General features: G+C 41.7%; 1 pseudogene. It reads right to left on the bottom strand.

From position 1 onward, the window contains the following. Positions 1 to 219: pseudogene (locus JHD82_RS30065) on the bottom strand (hypothetical protein); the annotation flags it as partial. Between the last annotated feature and the right edge of the window lie 191 nt (positions 220 to 410).

Genomic DNA, 410 nt, shown 5'->3' with positions numbered 1-410 from the left:
CACAGTTCGGACCAGATCGCCATCGATAATTATTGCTAGACCGTCAATCGACGCGTCGTCTTCGTCGGTTGTTACATCGGCGGGATCAAAACGCCCGAGAAAGTGTTTTGAAACACAGCAGTAGTTGCAAAACATTTCAAATTTCTTGGACTCTTTCAAATCTTGATGGCCAAAAGATTCAGCAAGTTCATTTGTGTGGTTTTTTAAAATGATATGCATGGTTTTATGCTGGCTATTTATTTGACTAGATTGGAAGACTTACATGTTACCAGAAGTTTTTTCATTCTTGGCGGCGGGACGATGTTGAGGCGTTTTTTAGGTTCTATTTGCTATCGCATCTATCGTTTTCCCCTAGATCAATGCATAGGGAATGCTGATGCTTTTTTGGACTTCACTGTCTAGGCCAGAGG

Origin of the sequence: Delftia sp. ASV31, assembly GCF_016428765.1 — a bacterium.
Lineage (GTDB): Bacteria > Pseudomonadota > Gammaproteobacteria > Burkholderiales > Burkholderiaceae_C > Comamonas > Comamonas acidovorans.
Note: the sequence above shows the minus strand (reverse complement) of the source record. Positions and strands in the feature narration are given on the sequence as shown.